General features: G+C 66.3%; 19 protein-coding genes. 9 read left to right on the top strand and 10 right to left on the bottom strand.

Annotated elements, in window-relative coordinates; genetic code table 11:
• Positions 1 to 40 precede the first annotated feature (40 nt).
• The 7 genes from ABD768_RS07790 to ABD768_RS07760 form a co-directional block, all read right to left on the bottom strand.
• Positions 41 to 478: an SRPBCC domain-containing protein gene (locus ABD768_RS07790; RefSeq protein WP_344838914.1), complete on the bottom strand. Its 438-nt coding sequence runs from the start codon at positions 476 to 478 to the stop codon at positions 41 to 43.
• A complete protein-coding gene (locus ABD768_RS07785; protein ID WP_344838911.1) occupies positions 475 to 801 on the bottom strand; it encodes an ArsR/SmtB family transcription factor in 327 nt (108 codons plus the stop codon). The genes ABD768_RS07790 and ABD768_RS07785 overlap by 4 nt, the downstream gene beginning before the upstream one ends.
• A 144-nt stretch (positions 802 to 945) precedes the next feature.
• Positions 946 to 2,136 (bottom strand): glycoside hydrolase family 64 protein, encoded by a 1,191-nt coding sequence (locus tag ABD768_RS07780; protein ID WP_344838908.1) that lies wholly within the window; start codon positions 2,134 to 2,136, stop codon positions 946 to 948.
• A 777-nt stretch (positions 2,137 to 2,913) separates the two neighbouring features.
• A complete protein-coding gene (locus tag ABD768_RS07775; protein WP_343982420.1) occupies positions 2,914 to 4,137 on the bottom strand; it encodes a DNA recombination protein RmuC in 1,224 nt (407 codons plus the stop codon).
• 62 nt (positions 4,138 to 4,199) lie between these two features.
• Entirely contained in the window at positions 4,200 to 5,615 is a 1,416-nt protein-coding gene (locus tag ABD768_RS07770; RefSeq protein ID WP_344838905.1) for an MFS transporter, read from the bottom strand.
• 46 nt (positions 5,616 to 5,661) lie between these two features.
• Positions 5,662 to 6,450, bottom strand: a complete 789-nt coding sequence (locus ABD768_RS07765; RefSeq protein ID WP_344838902.1) for a polysaccharide deacetylase family protein — start codon at positions 6,448 to 6,450, stop codon at positions 5,662 to 5,664.
• A gap of 74 nt (positions 6,451 to 6,524) precedes the next feature.
• Positions 6,525 to 7,388 carry a DUF817 domain-containing protein gene (locus ABD768_RS07760; RefSeq protein WP_344838899.1) on the bottom strand — a complete coding sequence of 288 codons (864 nt, stop codon included), beginning with the start codon at positions 7,386 to 7,388 and terminating at the stop codon, positions 6,525 to 6,527.
• 93 nt (positions 7,389 to 7,481) lie between these two features.
• On the opposite strand from ABD768_RS07760, the gene ABD768_RS07755 reads away from it, so the two are divergent.
• From ABD768_RS07755 to ABD768_RS07730, 6 genes are all read left to right on the top strand, one after another.
• Positions 7,482 to 8,006, top strand: coding sequence for a GNAT family N-acetyltransferase (locus ABD768_RS07755; RefSeq protein ID WP_344838896.1), 525 nt, complete (start codon positions 7,482 to 7,484; stop codon positions 8,004 to 8,006).
• Positions 8,007 to 8,040: 34 nt separating this feature from the next.
• The gene (gene ychF, locus ABD768_RS07750; RefSeq protein ID WP_344838893.1) at positions 8,041 to 9,135 is read left to right on the top strand and encodes a redox-regulated ATPase YchF; all 1,095 of its coding nucleotides are present in this window, start codon (positions 8,041 to 8,043) and stop codon (positions 9,133 to 9,135) included.
• A gap of 804 nt (positions 9,136 to 9,939) precedes the next feature.
• Positions 9,940 to 10,353 carry a hypothetical protein gene (locus ABD768_RS07745; RefSeq protein WP_344838890.1) on the top strand — a complete coding sequence of 138 codons (414 nt, stop codon included), beginning with the start codon at positions 9,940 to 9,942 and terminating at the stop codon, positions 10,351 to 10,353.
• Positions 10,346 to 10,813, top strand: coding sequence for a hypothetical protein (locus tag ABD768_RS07740; RefSeq protein WP_344838887.1), 468 nt, complete (start codon positions 10,346 to 10,348; stop codon positions 10,811 to 10,813). Before ABD768_RS07745 ends, ABD768_RS07740 begins: the two co-directional genes overlap by 8 nt.
• Before the next feature lie 247 nt (positions 10,814 to 11,060).
• A complete protein-coding gene (locus tag ABD768_RS07735) occupies positions 11,061 to 11,522 on the top strand; it encodes a hypothetical protein (RefSeq protein ID WP_344838884.1) in 462 nt (153 codons plus the stop codon).
• Positions 11,523 to 11,567: 45 nt separating this feature from the next.
• Positions 11,568 to 11,729, top strand: a complete 162-nt coding sequence (locus ABD768_RS07730) for a hypothetical protein (RefSeq protein WP_344838881.1) — start codon at positions 11,568 to 11,570, stop codon at positions 11,727 to 11,729.
• 169 nt (positions 11,730 to 11,898) lie between these two features.
• On the opposite strand, the gene ABD768_RS07725 is transcribed toward ABD768_RS07730, so the two are convergent.
• Together ABD768_RS07725 and ABD768_RS07720 are read right to left on the bottom strand one after the other, a co-directional pair.
• Positions 11,899 to 12,291, bottom strand: a complete 393-nt coding sequence (locus tag ABD768_RS07725) for a type II toxin-antitoxin system VapC family toxin (protein ID WP_344838878.1) — start codon at positions 12,289 to 12,291, stop codon at positions 11,899 to 11,901.
• The gene (locus tag ABD768_RS07720; protein ID WP_344838875.1) at positions 12,288 to 12,524 is read right to left on the bottom strand and encodes a hypothetical protein; all 237 of its coding nucleotides are present in this window, start codon (positions 12,522 to 12,524) and stop codon (positions 12,288 to 12,290) included. Before ABD768_RS07720 ends, ABD768_RS07725 begins: the two co-directional genes overlap by 4 nt.
• A 186-nt stretch (positions 12,525 to 12,710) precedes the next feature.
• On the opposite strand from ABD768_RS07720, the gene ABD768_RS07715 reads away from it, so the two are divergent.
• The 3 genes from ABD768_RS07715 to ABD768_RS07705 are packed head-to-tail and all read left to right on the top strand — an operon-like array spanning position 12,711 to position 15,313.
• Positions 12,711 to 13,520 carry an oxidoreductase gene (locus ABD768_RS07715; protein ID WP_344838872.1) on the top strand — a complete coding sequence of 270 codons (810 nt, stop codon included), beginning with the start codon at positions 12,711 to 12,713 and terminating at the stop codon, positions 13,518 to 13,520.
• Positions 13,517 to 14,533, top strand: a complete 1,017-nt coding sequence (locus tag ABD768_RS07710) for an AraC family transcriptional regulator ligand-binding domain-containing protein (protein WP_344838869.1) — start codon at positions 13,517 to 13,519, stop codon at positions 14,531 to 14,533. Before ABD768_RS07715 ends, ABD768_RS07710 begins: the two co-directional genes overlap by 4 nt.
• Positions 14,534 to 14,542: 9 nt before the next feature.
• A complete protein-coding gene (locus ABD768_RS07705) occupies positions 14,543 to 15,313 on the top strand; it encodes a class I SAM-dependent methyltransferase (RefSeq protein WP_344838866.1) in 771 nt (256 codons plus the stop codon).
• Between the two features lie 300 nt (positions 15,314 to 15,613).
• On the opposite strand, the gene ABD768_RS07700 is transcribed toward ABD768_RS07705, so the two are convergent.
• Positions 15,614 to 16,261, bottom strand: a complete 648-nt coding sequence (locus ABD768_RS07700) for a LysE family translocator (protein ID WP_343982454.1) — start codon at positions 16,259 to 16,261, stop codon at positions 15,614 to 15,616.
• Positions 16,262 to 16,338 lie beyond the last annotated feature (77 nt).

Raw genomic sequence — 16,338 nt, 5'->3', positions numbered from 1 at the left:
TAGGGCAGTGGGGTCGACCGGAGCGTTCGCCATCCGCCCACTATCGGCTGTGGCTCACGTAGAAGTCGAGCACGTAGTCCCAGCCGGTGTTGTAGTTCTCGCGGGCTTCGGCGCCGTCGGGGCGACGGTCCCAGCCGCTGTGGACCAGTTCGACCGCTGTGCCGTCGTCCAGTGGGGTGAAGCTGACGGTGATGCTGCCGGCTTCCTTCGGGTCGCTGCCGGGGTGCCAGGTGAACGAGAGGCTGTTCGGCGGGTCCCAGTCCGACACTGTGCCCCAGTAGCCGAGTGGGCCGTCTTCGCCGTACTCGACGATGCGGCCGCCGACGGCGCCTTCGAGCTCGACAGTGGTCGCCTTGTCCGCGCCGATGGAGTGGGTCTTCAGTGGCCACCAGGCGCCGAGATGCTTGGTGAACAACTCGAAAGCGCGTTCCTGGGTGGTCATGACGACCACCTGCTTCACCAGCGGCGCGATGCTCATCGTTGCTCCTCCTCGGTCTTTCGGACGTACTCCGCGAACGCGTCCAGCGCATCGCCCCAGAACTGGTCGAGCCAGTCCCGTACTTCGTCGAGGCCGGCGCGGTCGAGGCGGTAGATGTTGCGGGTGCCCTGTGCCTCGTGGTCGACGAGGCCGGCTTTGCCCAGGACCTTGAGGTGCTGGGAGATGGCGGGGCGGCTGACCGGGACACGTTCGGCGAGGCCGGCGACCGAGCTGGGGCCGGTGCGGCGCAGGGTCTCCAGGATGGTGCGCCTGGTCGGATCGCCGAGGGCGTCGAGGACGGCGCCGGCTTGGTAAGTACCCACGAACGGTAAGTTGCCACTAACCATTGACGATGTCAAGACGTGGAACACCCCGGGTCCCCCGCGGGCAGCTGCGGGGACCCGGGGCGGGTCGGTGGCGATCGGTGGGCCGGGGGAGCGGGCTCGCCCGGCGTACCGGCGTACCGGTTAGTTGAAGGGGTCGAGGGTGATGTAGGCCTGCTGCGGGTTGCCGTCGTGGACGAGGGCCTCGTGGTTGCCGACGTCGTCGAAGGCGAAGCCGTACGCCTTGCCGTCGGCCATCTGCGCGTGGATCTTGCGGGAGTAGTGGTTGGTGACGTTGTCGAGGTAGAAGCCGGAGTCGTTCGGGTCGGGCTGGTTCGGGTTGCTGATCAGCGTCGACCGGTTGTAGCCGGCGCACAGGGTGCGCGAGATCGGGCCGCGGACCAGGTCGTTCGGGGCGTCGAGCAGGCCGGCGCAGCCGAAGATGCTGGCCGAGTTGGGCTTCTGGAAGCTGGTGACGACCTGGCCGGAGGTGTTGGTGAAGTTCATGACGTTGCCGGAGACGCGGCCGAAGTACTTGATGTTCGGCTGGTCGCCGAACGGGGTGACGGTGAGCGTCTGCGAGCTGTACTTCGACCAGACCCGGTTGACGTAGTCGTCCATCACGTTCGACGGCAGTGCGCCGGTCTCGACGCCGTAGGTGGGCGCGAGCGCGCGGAGTACGGTGCCGTTCGGTGCTGTCTGGATCAGGTTCGCCCAGCCGCCGGGCTGGCCGCGGAGCGCGTTGAAGAAGTTGTTGTAGCCGCCTGGCTTGAGGTGGCCGGTGGTCAGTACGGTGCCGTTGCCCTGCTGGACGCCGACCGCGTACGGGACCGAGAACATGTCGACCTGGGTGCTGTTGATCCACAGGCCGGAGTCGTTCAGCGTGTACTCGGTCCAGCTGAACAAGATGTTGCGGTTGGGGTCGCTCGGGTTCTGGACCGCGGGCTGCACCAGGCCGCCGGTGGTCAGCTTGAAGACCAGCTTCTGCCCGTACGAGAAGTAGACCCGGCCCGAGAACTTCGGCATCCGGATGGTGATCGACCCGCCGTTGCCGGGGCCGGCGATGGAGGCGTCGGGTGCCGGGGTCGGCGGGTTGCCGCCGGCCGGCCAGGCGTGGAAGTTGCCTGCCGCGTCGGCCCAGCCCTGTTGGCCGGTCTGCAGGTTGGTACCGAGGTTGTAGATGTAGACCGCGTCGCCGCGGCCGGAACTGTTGGTGATCTTCAGCGGAATGGTCGCCGGCACCGCTTGGGCCGGCATCGCGACGCTCGCGACCAGCCCGGCGGCGACGGTACTCGCGGCGGCCAGAACCGCCAGCAGTTTGTGTTTGATGCGCACAACTCCTCCTCAGGTTTGTCCCGTGCGAGAGAAGGCGGAGCACCGGACGACCACGAAGAGACTGCGATACCAGGACACAGTCACCGCTGGGGGCGAGCGGTACCCACTGCTCATCCGACGAGGGACGGTGGATCACCGGATGAGTGAGAGCGCTCTCATACTTGGCCGCCCCACCACCCCTGTCAACACCCAACCCCTGTCGGCTTTCCGACGCTTGATATGCCCACCCACCCCAGACATGCCAACCAAGCCAGCCATCCACCAACTGCCATCGGACCCAGGAAGCAAGAGCAAGAGCAAGAGCAAGAACGAGAACAAGAGGGAGCCGGCTGCCGCTGTGGTCGCCGCGGTGCCGGCGCTCAGGTTGGGCAGGGCGTGGACAGACGACGCAGAGGCAGTCACCGTCAGAGCAAACGTTGCGGCTGACGTGGGCTTTCCGGCGGTGGGTGGTTAGCCGCTTGGGTGTCGAAAGCCTGGGAGTGGGGGTGGTTCTCGGTGGGTTGGTCGAGGTCGGGGGGCCAGCGGTGGGTGTCTAGGGCTTCGTCCAGGCGCGGCGTCCTCGTCAGTCGCGCCCGAGGTCGGCAGGCTGTAGGTCGGACGGTCAGCTCGGCGAAGCAGGCCGGGTTTGTCTTGCCATGGCATGCGGCGCTAGACGGGATGCGGTCGCCTAAGCAGGCGACGGTGGAGCCTGCGCCCGGGGTGGGCGGGAGCCTGCGAACGCGGAACGCGACGACGGAGCGGACGGGCGGAGCAGGCGTGGGGTCTTTGGTTGGGTGGTTAGCCGGTTTGGGTGTCGAAGCCGGGGAGGGGTGGGGGTTCTCGGTGGGTTTTGTCGATGGTGGGGCCGGGGAGCCAGCGGTGGGTGTCGGGGGTGTCTTCGACGGCCAGGAATTCGGGGGCGGTCAGGGGGCGGGCGGAGGCTTCGATTGATTCCATGGCGGTTAGTTCGGCTTCGGTGACGTGGAGGTCCCGGAGTTTGCGGGCGGTGGTGAAGACTCGGCGTTCGAAGGAGCCGACGGTGCTGTTGTAGGCGTCTACGGCCGAGGTCAGGGAGCGGCCTACCTTGTTGAGGTGGTCGCCCATGGTGCTCAGGCGTTCATAGAGTTCCCGGCCCAGTTCGAAGACCTGTTGGGCTGATTCCGTCAGGGCGGATTGGTTCCAGGCGTAGGCGGCGGCGCGCAACGTCGCGATCAGGGTGGTGGGGGTCGCCAGGATGACGCGGCGCTCGGCGGCGTACTCGAGGAGGGACGGCTCGATGTCCAGGGCGGCGGAGAGGAAGGACTCGCCGGGGACGAAGAGGATGACGAACTCGGGGGTCGAGGGCAGTCGTGACCAGTAGGCCTTGGCGGAGAGTTGGTCCACGTGGGTGCGGAGATGGCGGGCGTGCGCGCGCAGACGTTCCTCGCGAAAGTCGGCGTCGTCGCTCTCGGCGGCTTCCAGGAAGGCGGCCAGCGGGACCTTCGAGTCGACGACCAGGTTCTTGCCCTCGGCAAGTCTCACCACCATGTCGGGGCGTAGCAGGCCGTCGTCGCCGACCGTCGTGGTCTGCTCGGTGAAGTCGCAGTGGGCGACCATGCCGGCCAGTTCGACCGTACGCCGCAAGTGCAGCTCACCCCATCGCCCCCGCACCTGCGGTTTGCGCAGCGCGGTCGACAGCGAGGCGGTCTCCCGCCGCAGTGCCTCGCCGCTCATGCGCACCTCGTTAACCTGTTGATGCAACTGGCTCTGCCAGGCAGCGCGGCCCTTCTCCAATTGGTTGAGCTGGGCATGCAATCGGTCGAGCGACTCCTTCACGACCGCCTGCCCGGACATCTGTTGCCCGACCGTCGTCCGCTCCTGCGTCAGCTCGACCACCCGGTCCTCGGCCGCGTCGCGCTCAGCGGTGATCCGCGCGAGCGACGCGCCGTCGCGTCCCCGCGACCAGAGCAGGCCGAAGACCCAGCCGAGCCCGAGCCCGACCAGCAGGAAAACCAAGAGCAGCAGAACCGCGGTACCGGTCATGTCACAGACAGTCGCAGACCCCGCCGACAATTTCCGCGCGACAAGCCCGGTACCCCCGAACCTCAGTGTGTGAGCTGCGGCGCGTCGGCCTTCCGGGCCACCCCGGACCGAACGATCCGCCAGGCGGGGAAGGCGCCGAGAAGGGCAACAATGGCGAAGACCGACAGCAGCAAATGAGCGGACGACAAGGCCGAGGGCTCGCCGAGCTTGACCAGTACGCCGGCCAAGGCCGCACTGAACGCACTAGCCATCAAGAAGACCGTGTTGATCCCCGCCGAGGCCTTGGCAGCCTCCTCCGCGTCCTCGACGCTACTGAAGGCCGCGACGGCCAGATGGGGAAAGGCGACCCCGATCCCCGCCCCGGCCGCGAACAACGTCACGAACCACAAAGCCACCACCCAAGCGGCCGGCCCATCAACCTGCAAGGCGGAGTACGCCGCAAGCCCGACAGCCAGCAATACCGGCCCACCCACGATCAGCCGGCGTATGACCGCAACCCGCGTCGCGTTGGCGCTGACCGTCTGACTCAGCGACCACCCGAGCGACAAAGCCGCCCCGAGGAACCCGGCCAGCAGCGGCGACAACTCACCCAGCTCCTGCCCGAAGAGCGGAATGAACGCCTCGGTACCGATGCCAAAGGCAAGAACCCCGACCGTCAGATAAACCCACTTCAGCGCCTTCCCCGCAGCAAACGTCACCCGCGGCAACACAGCCGCCTTGGCGGTCCGCTCGAACAAGACGAAGACCACACCAAGCACCAGCCCGACGACGAGCACCACCGCCGTCGCCACCCCGGCCGGCACGATGCTCGCGATGCTGACCATCGCCACAGCTGCTGTCAGCAGCACCAGCGAGACACCCGGTACCGCCGACCCGGCCGCTGCGCGCTCCGTACGAGGAATCACCCGCACCACGACAACCATCAGTACTGCGGCCAGCGCAACCAGCAACCAGAACGCCGGCCGCCAAACGCCCAGCTGCCCGAACGCGCCACCGGCGGACGGCCCGACGAGGTTGCCCACACCCCACATCGCCGACACGAGCGCCGCCGCCTTCGCCCACAACCGCTCCGGCAGCGCCCGCTGGATGAGCGCATACCCGAGTCCCGCCAGCAGGCCGCCCCCAAAGCCCTGCACGGCCCGACCAGCCAGGAACACGCCGATCCCCGGGCTCACCGCGGCGACGAGCGAGCCGAGGCCGAACAGCCCGAAGGCGAGCAGATAGGCGGCCATGGAGCCGCGGGTGATGAGGATCCGGCTGACGAGCATCGAGCTGATCACCGACGCGACCAGGAAGGCGGTCATGGTCCAGGCGTAGAAGCCGGTACCGCCGATGTCCCCGACGATCGTCGGCAGCAGGCTGGTGGTGAGGTAGACGTTGCTCGCCTCCATCAGCACCCCGCCGGCCAGCACCACCGCCACCGGGGCATAGCTGAGACCGAGCAGTTCGCGCCAGGAGCCGTTCGCCGGGTTGTCCATTGCTGGACCGTACGACTTAAAGTGAGCTTGAGCTCAAGCCCGAGGGTCAGCAGGCCATCGCGGGGAAGCTGTAGCCCTGGGCCTTGAGCAGGCGGAGCGCCTTGTCGAGGGCTGCGACGGTCTGGCTGCGGTCGCCGCCGCCGTCGTGCATCAAGATGATGTTGCGCTTGTGGGCGTGCGTCATGATGTTGTTCACGATCGCGTGGACGCCGGGCCGGGCCCAGTCGCGCGGGTCGACGTCCCAGAGCACCTGGACCATACCGGCCGCCTTGATCTCGGCCCGGACCTTCGGGTTCGAGGCGCCGAACGGCGGGCGGAAGCACTTGGACTGCGGTCCGTCGAAGATCTCGTGGTGCCGCTTCGCCGCCGAGATCGCGGTCAGCTGCGGGTGCGAGATCGAGTGGCTTCCGATGGTGTTGCCTGCGGCAAGTACTTGCTCGCGCAGCCCCGGGTGCGCGGCCTGCATGGTGCCGAGCTCGAAGAAGGTCGCGTGGGCGCCGTACTTCTTCAGCACCTGCAGGATCTTCGGCGTCCAGTACGGGTCGGGGCCGTCGTCGAAGCTGAAGAACAGCACCTTCTTGTTGCCCGCCGACGCGGCCAGCGTCGGGTCGGCGGCCGGCGTACGGGGCTTGCCGCTCTCCGGCGAGCCCGAGTTGGCCGGCGGCGTGGGCGTCGTGGTCGGCGTCTCGATCGGTGTCGACGACGGGGTGTTCGGTGAGGACGCGGAGGTCGGCTCGGGCTGGTTCGTGTGTCCCAGCGCCAGGGCGATCAACGAACCGACGACCAGTGCCGAGGCGGCGGCGGTGGCGATGACGGCGGCAAGCTTTCGGGACATGATGCTCCCTTGCAGATCAGGCGGATGTTCCCCAGACACGCTCCCCCTCAAGGAGCTTTCGTTGGTAAGACGCCTTACATCCGGGCCTGGTTGGCATCGCTGTGTTGCGGGGAGATCTCAGTAGCTTTCGGCGTCGCAACGGTGGCGAGCGTGCCGCGGTGGTACAGCCTTCCTTCCAAGGACTTCACGCTGGCGACCAGTACGAAGCTCATGCTGACCAGCAGCGCCCACGCGCCGAACTTCGCGGGGTGCACCAGGTGCCAGACGTTCACCTGGTCGGGGTAGTTCCAGGCGTCCAGGAAGGTGCCGAAATTCTCCGCGATCCAGAGGAAGAAGCCGATCAGCGCGAACGCCAGCGCGAGCGGCATCCGGTACCGGCGGCTGCCGACTGAATAGAAGACCCACGTGCGCCGCAGGACGAGCAGAAGAGCCAGCGCGATCGGGATGCGCAGGTCGACGATCCAGTGATGGGTGAAGAAGTTCGCATAGATCAGTACTGCGAGCACGGTGGTGAGAACCGGTCGATAGCCGCTGACCCGCAGGTCGAACCGGCGCCACGCCTGGCAGATGTAGCTGCCGACCGCGGCGTACATGAAGCCGGCGAAGAGCGGGACCCCGGCGACCTTCGTGACCGCGTCGCCCGGGTACTGCCAGGAGCCGATCTGGACCTTGAAGAGTTCCAGCCCGAGGCCGACCAGGTGGAATCCGAAGATGACGGCGACCTCACGCCAGGTCTCCAGGCCGACCAGCCAGAACCCGAAGGTCAGCAGGATCGAGTAGACCAGCAGAGCGTCGTACCGGGCGATCGGCAGCTCGACGTACTTCGAGAGCGCGAGGCCGGCGAACAGCGCGGCGGCGAACAGGCAGGAGACCAGCTCGGTCCAGCCGAACCGCAGGAATTGCGAGCAGGCGAACACGATGCGTGATCGGTCGGGCACGAGTTTTCTCCAACTGGTCACAGAAAGGAGACGCTGCTTGCTCTCGGCTGGTTGGGACGGATAGATCACTTCCAACGGATGGAGGTGGCCGCGATGGAGCCGAAGGTGGTCTACCAGACGGAACGGCTGGTCGTGCGCGACTGGACGGAGAGCGACGGGGACCGGGTGTTCGACATCTACCGGCGCTGGGAGGTGTCGCGCTGGCTGGGCGCGGACCCGCGGGTGATGACGGACCGCGACGCCGCGTCACGGACGATCGAGCGGTGGAACACGCGCAACGCGGACGCCGTCTACGGGATCTGGGCCGTGGAGGAGAAGGCGACCGGCGTGGTCGCGGGGACGGTGCTGCTGGTGCCGCTGCCCTCCGACGGACCGTCGTCGACGGGTGAGGTCGAGGTGGGGTGGCATTTCCACCCCGACTCGTGGGGGCGCGGGCTGGCGACGGAGTCGGCGCAGGGTGCGATCGCACATGGGTTCAAGGCGGGGCTGGGGGAGATCTACGCCGTCGTACGGCCGGACAACAGCCCGTCCATCGCGGTGTGCAAGCGGCTCGGGATGCAGCCGCTGGGGCTGACGTCTCGCTGGTACGACGCGGAGCTGGAGTCCTTTGTGATTTAGGTCGAGTGGGCCACGCCGCGTAGTCTTGCTGCCCGTGGCACTCTCCATCGGAATCGTCGGGCTCCCCAATGCGGGCAAGTCCACGCTCTTCAACGCGCTGACCAAGAACAACGTGCTCGCGGCGAACTACCCGTTCGCGACGATCGAGCCCAACGTCGGGGTGGTCGGCGTACCGGACGCGCGGCTCGCGAAGCTGGCCTCGTTGTACGGCTCGGCCAAGGTGATCCCGGCCACGGTGCAGTTCGTCGACATCGCCGGCATCGTCCGCGGCGCGTCGGAGGGTGAGGGGCTGGGCAACAAGTTCCTCAGCCACATCCGTGAGGGCGACGCGATCTGCCAGGTCACCCGGGTGTTCCGCGACGACGACGTCACCCACGTCGACGGCAAGGTGAACCCGGCCGACGACATCTCCACGATCCAGACCGAGCTGATCCTGGCCGACCTGCAGACGGTGGAGAAGGCGATCCCGCGCCTGGAGAAGGAAGCCCGCCTCAAGAAGGAGGGCGTGGCCGTCCTCGAGGCCGTCCGCGAGGCCCAGAAGCACCTAGAGGCCGGTACGCCGATCATCGCCACCAACGTCGACCGCGACGCGATCCGCGAACTGATGCTGATGACGGCCAAGCCGTACATCTTCGTCTTCAACTGCGACGCCGACGAACTCGCCGACGAGACCCTGAAGCAGAGCATGCGCGACCTGGTCGCCCCCGCCGAAGCAATCTTCCTGGACGCCAAGTTCGAAGCCGAACTGGTCGAACTGGACGACGAGGCCGAGGCCCGCGAAATGCTGGCCGAGATGGGCGTAGAAGAGCCCGGCCTGGACGTCCTGGCCCGGGTCGGCTTCGAAACCCTGGGCCTCCAGACCTACCTGACGGCCGGCCCCAAGGAATCCCGGGCCTGGACCATCAAAAAGGGCGCCACCGCCCCCGAGGCAGCCGGCGTAATCCACACCGACTTCCAACGCGGCTTCATCAAAGCCGAAATCGTCTCCTTCGACGACCTGATGGAAGCCGGCTCCATGGCAGCCGCCAAGTCAGCCGGCAAGGTCCGCATAGAAGGCAAGGACTACATCATGTCCGACGGCGACGTAGTCGAATTCCGGTTCAGCCCAACGTCTGGCAGTAGTAAGTAGCCCGCGCATGTCTGCAGAGGCTTGGTTGGCTCTAGGAGCCCTGGTTGTGGCCGTCGTTGCGGTTCCAAGCTCCATCTGGGCGACGCGCAGGTGGGGTACCAGGCGGGCGCAGCTTCAAGTCAGCGTCCGGTCGCTACCGCTCCTGCCGGAGGACATGCGGCCGGGCCTCCTGGAGGTCACCTACCGCGACATACCAGTCGATAGACCGCACCTTGTCTCGGTAACTCTAGAGAACGTGGGGCCGCGCGACATACCGTCCTCAGCCTTTGATGGCGGCAGACCCATCTATGTTGCGTTCGATCAGACCTTCTACGGACTAACCAGCACCTCTGGGGGAGTCCGCACGCTGTCACCCGCAATCGGCACGCGAGCCGCAGATGCGGTGGTGGAACTAGCGCCGGGCCTCCTCAAGTGTGGGGAGGTGTGGTCCTTTAGTGCGGTGCTTTCCGGGCCTGTAAAGGTGTCTGTGAAGAGTCCTTTAATCGACACTGATCTACAGCGGCCTGATCGGTCCAACGATGCATCCGGAGCTGTTCTGTCAATTGGCTTCTTGGGACTATCGGCCGACATACCGATCCGGCGGCGAACAAGCATCCGAGCGAAGATGTGAGCGACTATGCCGTCGAATTGCGGTTCAGTCCAACGTCTGCCTCCACGAAGAAGCCGTAGATGGGGACCAGAGCATCTCGGGCCGGTGCTGCGGTGAAGGGAGCCTTCAAGGTCGTGGTCTCGCACTTGTGGACAAATCGGCCAAAGTGGAGCGCGGCTCGATGGACAGGGATCATCCTCGCAGGCTTCGGAATCGTGGCTGCCGTTCTCCTCGCGTACTTAGGTAACACAAAGACACCTCCGGCTGCGAGCACTCAAGGGTTCATTGCGCTCGTATCGATCGTCGCTCAGGTTGGCGCGGGAATGGCATTCAGCAAGGATGGAAAAGCTGACCCTACTCATGCGCAGCGATCAATCGGGAGATTGCTAACCACCGCGCAACGTGCCAAAGAAGCGCGACTACTGGCGGAAGCGTTGTATGAAAGGAAAGTGACGGCAGCGGAACTCCGCTTCGGATTAGGGCAACTGAGTACTCATCTTAGTTATCTTGAGGATGGATATGCTGAGGCCATTGCAGATTGGGGTGCCTTCTCCCCCCTAGCAATGGAGTTGGCAGCTAGATCCCGTCCCGCCATTACCGAAAGTGACAAGGGAGGCAATAATGCCTGATGGCGAGCTCGTGGTAGCCGGTAAGGGCAAGGTTCTGCGCGGGAAAGTGGCGGCGCTCCTGAACAGTCGAGAACTTGTTCTGAACCTCGGGGCGGACGATGGCGTCGAAGTTGGCATGCGATTCGTCATTCTCAACAGTAAAGGGGTTGATATTACGGACCCCGATACGGGGGAAGTCATTGGCGATGTGAAGGTCCCCAAGACTGTCGTAAAGGTGGTCCGAGTCGACGGCCCCAAGGTCTCGGTGGCGCGGACATTCCGAGTGATTCCAGGAACCCCGGGCATCGCTGCGGCTCTCCTGGCAAGTGGTTCGTGGGCCGGCACGACCCCTCGCGTGGAAACACTTGCAATTGGGCCAGACACGGAACTCGTGGCCGAACTGGACGACAATAAGTCATATATCAAGGTCGGTGACACCGCAGAACTCACGGTTGGCGACGAGTTCGATGATGTCAAATGAGGCACCTCGATGGGTCAGTTGCTGATTCTGAAGGTGGCCGCAGGCCCGACAACGATGGGGTGGAATTCCGCTTCAACGTCTGAAGGACACCGCCTCCGGCGGCGACTGCCTCTTTGGCGCCTCTGGCGCAAGCACGCAACGCAGCCCTCGCCAAAGCCCCGGCGGCGCGCCGCCGGTTGCGATGATTTGGCAGTCAACGTCCGAGCGAATTACCGGGACAGTCGGTGCGGGCCTCTAGTCTGAGGCCATGGCCAGCGAGGAGAGAGCAGCAGCCGTGCATGGGGCACAGGCTGCTCTTCAGGCGTTGGTCGATGAGTTGACTCCTGTCCGGGCGGCCATGGAGAAGATTGCTGCCGGGCTTGAGTCGCTGATGAAGGCGATCGCCAACATAGCTCGGGTGATGGATGGCCTCACCCTCTCGCCGGGCATGATGAAGATCGCGCAGCGCCTGTACGAGGCACTACTCGTGTGGCTGGAGTCAGTGCCCGGCGGCCGGAGGGTCGTGCGGGCGACCCGCGCTGTCCTCGATCGGCTCTTCTACCCCGACCTGAGCCGTCCCGGTCCGGCATGCGCACTGCTGGTCTTCGTTACACCTCTGTCGCGCGTCAGCTCTCCGAGCCGCCTCGTCTCCCGTTCCACTCGTAGTCTTCGTGGCCCCAGCGCCGTTCCCGGGATTCCTCGTCAACCATGGAGGGCGGCGCTGGCGTAGTACGGAGCCGCTCTCTTCCCCCGAGAACACAAGGGAGTCAGAGCGGTGACCAAATGCGTCAGTGTTTTGCTGGCCGGCTGCGTGGTGCTGGCGGTCGGGTGTGCGTTGTTCGGCGACGAGCAGTTGGCCGAACGCGGGATGGCGGTCTTGCATGAGTTGCTGGGTGTCTTCAGCAACCTGGACGGCCTCCGCGGAGGCAAGCCGTGAGCGCCCGGCGCCCGTATCCCGAGCCCACGGGGTAAAGCGCGCTGGAATCACAACACAGTCGATCGCCTGCTGGCGACCGTGCACGTCCGCAAGATGATCGAGGCGCTGGGGTCGGAGTCCGCATCAGCTGAGGTGGCGTTCCGCGATGATGCTCTGGCACAGAGATGTCTCAAGTAGGCATGTCGACGGTCAGGCCGGCTGTTTGGGCGGCGTCAGCGAGGCGTTTGTCGTAGGTGACGAACGAGCTGAGTTGGGAGCGGATACGAAGAGCTGTTGCCAGGTGGATGGCGTCCAGGCTTCGTACGGTTGCCGGCTTCACGGTCTGGGCCAGGATGCGGATGCCGGCGTCGAGATCGATCAAGTCGATCAGGTCGAGGACCAGGTGGAGCCGGGTGACGGCTGCTGGAGCGTGGCGTGCCAGCGCACGGGATGACTCGATCTCCGCCAGAACCGAACTCGTCCAGCCGGTCTCGGCCCGTTCGTCGAGCCAGTCGCGCAGCGCCTGCGTCTCGGACTCCGCGTGGACGAGTTTTACGATGGCGGCGGAGTCGAGATAAATCATCGGCCGTCGTCCTCGCGGTCGCGGGCGATCTCAGTGGCGACGTCGATGCCGTCAGGATCGCCGAGCGGCATCCGCAGGACAGCGCGGCGCATTGCCGCGGCTCGCTCCTTGCGCTGTGCGGCTTCCAGGACGGCTTGGCGGATGGCCGCCGAGCGAGAACTGCCGTCATGGGTCAGAACATCCAGGGCGTGCTCGGTCTCCGAATCGCTGCGGATGGTGATGGTGTCAGCCATGGAGTCAGTGTAAGACGTTGTGTCTTACGCGGGCAAGCGGTCAGCCGGACCCGGGGTCGCGCGGCGTACCGAAGTACTGGCGGGATCGGGAAGTTGGTTGGCGGGATTGGTCAGTGGGGGTGGGGAGTGGTGGCACTAGCGTTTTCAGTGCGGTGGTCAGGTGGGCTGCTGGGATGGAGGCGTGGGATGGCGACGGTGTTGGTTACTGGGGCTTCGGCGGGGATGGGGGAGGCGGTGGCGCGGAAGCTGTTGGGGGTCGGGTACACGGTGTACGCCGTTGCGCGGCGGGTGGAGCAGATGCGGGGGTTGGAGGAGGCGGGGGCGACGGTGGTTGCCGCTGATGTGACTCGGGAGCAGGATCTGGTCGCTTTGGTGGAGCGGATCGAGGGGGAGCAGGGGGCTCTCGATGTGTTGGTCAACAATGCGGGGTTTGGGTTGTACGGGGCGGTGGAGGATGTCTCGATCGAGGATGCTCGGTATCAGTTCGAGGTGAACTTGTTTGGGATGGGGCGGTTGACTCAGCTGGTGTTGCCGGGGATGCGGGCGCGGGGGAGTGGGCGGATCGTCAATATCTCTTCGATGGGCGGGAAGGTCTATACGCCGTTGGGGGCCTGGTACCACGCGTCGAAGCATGCGGTGGAGGGGTGGTCGGATTGCCTGCGGCTGGAGGTTAGGCCGTTTGGGATCGATGTTGTCGTGATCGAGCCGGGGATCGTGGCGACCGAGTTCGGGGATGTGCTGGCGGAGCCGATGTTGCGGCGGTCGGGGCAGGGGGCTTATGCCGCGCTGGCGAAGAAGGTTGCCGCGGCGACTGAAGGTGAGAACGCGGTCAGCGGGACGCCGGCCGGCAAGCTCGCCGAGGTGATTGTGAAGGCGGTTTCGGCGCGGCGGCCGCGGACCCGGTATGTGGCGGGGAAGTACGCGCGGCCGTTGATGTTCATGCGGAAGTGGTTCGGTGACCGCGTTTACGATCGTGTTGTGATGAGTCGGGTATGAGTTCGGGCGGCTACATGCTGGGGCCGTCGGTGCGGGCGTTGCTGGTGGATCTTGGGGCGTCTGTTCCGGCCGTGCTGCGGCGTGCGCGGCTGCCGGAGGGGTTGCTTGCCCATGGCACCGTCGAGTTGCCGGCTGCCGAGTACTACGCGCTGTGGCAGGCGCTGGCCGACGACCTGGACGACGAGATCTTGCCCGTCACGATCGCCCGCGTGCTGACCGCGGAGGTCTTCGACCCGGCGTTGTTCGCGGCGTTGTGCAGTCCGTCGCTGGGGTTCGCGGCGCGCCGCATCGCGCAGTACAAGAGGTTGATCGGCCCGCTCCGGGTCGAGATCGAGGCGTCGGGCGGCAGTACCAGGATCGAGTTGCTGTGGGCCGACGAGCCGCCAGCGGTCTACGCGCTCACCGAGCTGCTGTTCTGGGTGGCATTGGCCCGGATCGGGACGCGGGTGGAGGTGCGGCCGCTCCGGTTGACGGCGCCGGTCAGCCAATCGCAGGAGGTTCGCGATCGGTACGCGGACTACGCCGGGATCCCGATCGCGTACGGGCCGAGCTGGTCCATCACCTTCGACGACCGTGACGCGGAGCGGCCGTTCCTGACCGCGAACGAGCGGATGTGGGACTCCTTCGAACCGGACCTGCGTCGCCGCCTCGCCGACCTGGACCGGGCGTCGACGACCGCCGAACTCGTCCACGCCGCGTTGCTCAAGCTTCTCCCGGCCGGGGCGGCGACCACCGCCGCGGTGGCCAAGGAGCTCGCCGTCAGCCCGAGGACGCTTCAGCGTCGCCTGCAGCTGGAAGCCACCGCTTTTCAGACGATTCTACGGACGACGCGGGAGTCGCTGGCTCGCCATTACCTCGGCAGTTCGGCGATGACGGCGGCTGAGATCGGCTACCTGCTGGGTTATGACGACACGACCTCGTTCTACCGGGCCTTCCACGATTGGACGGGGCAGACCCCGGAAGCGGTGCGGGCGGTGGAAAACCGGTCGAAGGTCGACGGCGTACGGACCTAGGGGCGACGTATGCCTGATGCCTTGTTCGCTGTACCTCGGTTGGCCGCGATCTATGACGCGTTGGAGCCGGAGCGGGCTGATCTCGATGCGTACGCGGCGATGGTCGACGAGTTCGGGGCGCGGCGGGTGCTGGACGTCGGGTGCGGGACCGGTGTCTTCGCGCTGATGCTGGCCGAGCGGGGGATCGACGTCGTTGGAGTCGACCCGGCGTTGGCTTCGCTGGAGATTGCGCGGGGCAAGGCGGGCAGTGAGCGGGTCGAGTGGGTGCATGGGGATGCTGGATCGTTGCCGCAGGCGCGAGGTGAGTTGGCGGTGATGACGGGGAACGTCGCGCAGGTCTTCGTCGAGGATGACGACTGGATAGCGTCGCTGAAAGCTGTTCGACGGGCACTGGTACCGGGCGGGCGTTTTGTCTTCGAGGCAAGGGATCCGGCGCGGCAGGCTTGGCTGGATTGGAATCGTGAGCAGACCTACAGCCGCACAGACCTGCCGGGGATCGGTGTGGTCGAGCACTGGACCGACTTGCTGGCAGTCGATCTGCCACTGGTGAAGTTCAAGCGGACTTACGCTTTCGCCGCGGACGGCGCCACGTTGACGTCGGAGTCGACGTTGCGCTTCCGGCCCCGCGCCGAGATCGAGCAGTCGCTGGCGAGGGCTGGGTTCGCGGTTGACGAAGTAAGGGACGCACCGGACCGCCCGGGCCTCGAGTTCGTCTTCGGGGCCAGGCGGATGGAGGGGCCAGGGTGCCGGGCAGGGGATGGGGGATCACCGGCACCCTGACCTGTCAGGGGCGACCACTCGTGGGTCGGGAGGGACGGCCCGCCCGGACGTGATCCGGTGGTGGTCGCCGCGCTGACATGAGGGCGGTCGAGGGTTGATGCCGGGGTCCGGGGCCGTGTCACCAATGTACGTCGGCATCGCAAGTGACAGTAGGGCGTGGAGCCGACGACGGGCGGGAGAAATCCGCCTCAAACGCTTGAAACGCAGCGGGTTCGTGGGTGCTTGGTGGCTGTGGGTGAGAGTGGGGCCGGGCCAACTCCGGGCGGTGTCGCCGAGGCTACGGAGCGGCGACCGGTGAGGCTAAGGAGCGGCGACCGGCGCGGTGCGGTCTGTGGCGAGCTTCACGGCGAAGACGGCGAGCGCAGTACCGGTGAGGTACCGGTGGATGCGGGACCAGAGCGGTTTGCGGCTGAAGAAGGTGGCCACGGAGCCGGCGGTGATGACGAAGATCGCGTTCACCGCGACGCCGACCGCGAGCTGGGTGAGGCCGAGCAGCAGGCTCTGGGTGCCGACGTGGCCGCGCGATGGGTCGACGAACTGGGGGAGTAGCGAGATGTAGAGGATCGCGATCTTCGGGTTGAGCAAGCAGGTGAGCAGGCCCATGCCGAACAGCTTGCGAGGGCGATCCGGGGTGAGCTCGGACGGGGTGAAGGCCGAACTGCCGCCGGGGCGGAGGGCGCCCCATGCGAGCCAGAGCAGGTACGCCGCGCCGGCGAGCTTCAGGATCACGTAGATCTCCGGGACCAGCGCGAAGAGAGTCGCCAGGCCGGCGGACGCGGCGAGCAGATAGACGAGGAACCCGACGCCTACGCCGGCGAGCGAAGTGAGTCCGGCGCGACGGCCCTGCACGACGGACCGGGAGACGAGATAGATCATGTTCGGGCCGGGGATGACGACCAGGCCGAGCTCGACCAGCGCGATCCCGATGAAAGCTTCCGTGCTGACCATGAACCGTCCCCTTCGCCGTTGCGTCGCGGCGACGCTAACAGCCGCCCGGGGGCGGGCCGGAGGGCTTTTCGGGGGCT

The organism is Kribbella ginsengisoli, from assembly GCF_039537185.1.
In the GTDB taxonomy this organism is placed as follows: Bacteria; Actinomycetota; Actinomycetes; order Propionibacteriales; family Kribbellaceae; genus Kribbella; species Kribbella koreensis.
This window is presented reverse-complemented; position numbering and strand designations above follow the sequence as displayed.